The organism is Sporosarcina sp. YIM B06819, from assembly GCF_033485175.1.
GTDB lineage: Bacteria > Bacillota > Bacilli > Bacillales_A > Planococcaceae > Sporosarcina.
On sequence record NZ_JAWLIQ010000052.1, the window covers coordinates 1 to 2910 of the forward strand.

Annotated in this window: 1 pseudogene; it reads left to right on the forward strand. The window is 37.6% G+C overall.

Annotation, left to right across the window (positions count from 1 at the left end):
* Positions 1-613 precede the first annotated feature (613 nt).
* A pseudogene (locus R2B72_RS18410) lies at positions 614-1719 on the forward strand (RNA-guided endonuclease TnpB family protein).
* Positions 1720-2910: the final 1191 nt, after the last annotated feature.

Consider the following 2910-nt stretch of genomic DNA (forward strand, 5'->3'; position numbering starts at 1 on the left):
CACGGAAGTTAAGCTCTTCAGCGCCGATGGTAGTTGGGGGTTTCCCCCTGCAAGAGTAGGACGTCGCCGGGCACACGGTCATTACCAATAGGTAATGACTTTTTTGTTGTTTAAAATTCAAAGTTAAAAGTAAGAGGTGTATGTGAGATCCGAATGGAAAAATACACAGCAAACATGGTCATTGCTAATAAGCGATGACTTTTTTTATTTAACTTTCTAAACATAGTGTCAACAGTTAGCGAGTTAATGGACTTTAATTTTAGGTAGTTGTGAAATACTAAAAGCTGAAGTTAACATTATGAAAGTGGTGTGGGCTAATGAACCAACGTTAACTTCCAGTATTGCATGAAAAATGACAAGCTACAAAAAAAGACAACAGCGCTGTGGAACGATTATCGGTGTCATTCGCCAACAGTCCATGTTAACGATAGCATTATCAACTCGTCCTTTATCTATTTACCGAAAGAACACTCTCACTTCAAACGCGTAAAGGGCGTAGTCCAGTGATAATGAAGAGATTAATTTCGGTTGAGCGATAGCCTAAAATACCATCTCTCGGGGAACGTATATTTTACAATCAAATCAAAACCCTTTTGAAACAAGGTGAAAGTCCATGATGATCAACAAAGCTTATAAGGCCGGTATCTTTCCAAACAAAAATCAACAAGTCCTCATTGCTTAACAATCGGATGCAGCAGCTTTGTCTTTAATCATCTTCTGGATAAATGGAATCACACCTATAAAGAAACAGGTAAAGGACTAGCTTATCGCAATTGTTCAGCTGGCCTTCCCTTGTTGAAAAAGGAATTATCCTGGTTAAAAAAGTGGACAGCATTACCCTTCCATCATCCGTTCGCAATCTTGCAGATTCATTTGACCGTTTCTTTAAGAAGCAAAACAAGCTACCCCGTTTTAAGTCGAAAAGAAATAATGTCCAATTGTACACAACAAAATACACAAACGTTAAAATCGCAGTTATCGGCAATGTCATCAAATTACCGAAGCTGGGGCTTGTTAAACTTTCCAAAAGCCATAAAATCATGGGGCGTATACTAAATACGATGATCAGACGGAATCGGAGTGGGAAATACTTTGTCTACACTCTTGTTGAAACAGAGGTTTGTAAGCTACCTAAAACCCATACATCTTTCGGTATTGATGTTGGTCTAAAGGGTTTGGCCATACTTTCAGATGAAACCGTCTATGAAAACCTGAAATTCTTTCGCGTATTGGAAAAGAAATTAGCCAGTGCACAGCGGATTCTTTCAAGAAGAAAATAACAAGTGATTCGTCAGAATAAACCTTTGAATGAGCCGAAGAACTATCAGAAACAACGAAGAATATTCGCTGGTATTCATAAAAATTGCAAACAAAAAAATAATACTTGCACAAAAACTCCGCCGAAATTATCAAAAACCACAATTTCATCGGAATTGAGGATTTGCGGGTATCAAACATGTTAAAAACCCATAACTTAGCCATAGCAATTAGTGAAGTGAGTTGGTCACAGTTCCGCACAATGCTTGAATACAAGGCGAAGTGGTACGGGAAGACAGTCGTCGCTGCGGCTATCGCCATAAAGACGTTAAGGATCTCGCATTACGGCAAAGAGTGTGTCCAGCATGTAACTCGTGCCACTACCGAGACTATAACGCAAGTATCAATCTTGAAAAAAAGGCCATCAGACTTCTAACCGCAGGGACTGTGGAGCTAAACTAATCCAAACTTTCTGTTACGAAGATGTTCTTAGGAATCCCACATCCCTAAACATAGTGAAGGTGGGCCAGTTCAAGGGGAAAGGAAAGCATGAAAAATAGAATTTTATCTACTATGGATACAAGAAAAAAAGAAAAGTGGCATTGTTATTGGTTTTGGGATCATGTTCTTTTGTGTTGCAGTATTTATTGTGGTGGATAATGGTAAGGCCTCTAATTCAATAGTTAATGTTGCAGATGATAAACCGGTGCAGATGATAAACCGGTGCCGAGAGAAATCTTTCTAGGGTGTACTGAATCTAAGTATGTCATTGATGTAAATATAAATGCTATTGGTGAAGGTGTGAACTTGAAGCGGTATACACTTGAAGATGGGGATATGATTACTTATGACATAACATCAGAAGGAAAAGTAAAATTAAATATCAGTTTTTATGAGAACGGACGAATATGCAAGGAATGATGGTTATCTAGAGGATAGTGGATTCAATGGTAACACAACGGCGGGAAAAGGATTAACCTGCTATAGTACCAAGCTCATTAGAAGGTACGTATTATTTGTTTTCCGGCAATTATGAGGGTAAATTACTTGAAAATATTAAAGGGATAGTTGAAATAATAGTTCTGGTTAATTAATGAAAGTCAATGTAAAGTAACGAACGTACAATTTCAGATACGCTTTTTAAAAGCTCACCAATCATTGTTTGAGTTTGGTAAGCTTCTAAAAGTGGGGCAGTGCCTACCCACGAAGTGGCTATGCTATGCGTTTTTTGTTAGCTGTTATAAAAACTTCGCATAAAGTGTTGACATTCAATTATCCATGTTGTAATATAATATGAGTCGCCAGTTAGGCAGACAAAACAACATGAAAAACAACAAAAAAGAAATTGAAATTAGTTGTTGACATATGAAACATAACTTGATATGATATAAAAGTTGCTTACGAAATAACAGCAACAAAAAATATTAACATGAACCTTGAAAACTGAACAGCAAAACGTCAATGAAATATAGCGAGAGTGCTTAACGCATTCGAGCAAAACGTTTCTAAGTAAATCGATTTCCATCGAATGAACAGAAACACACACAAGAATCTTAGGATTCTAGTCAGCAAGAAATGAGCTATTCATTTTCTTCTATTATGGAGAGTTTGATCCTGGCTCAGGACGAACGCTGGCGGCATGCCTAATACATG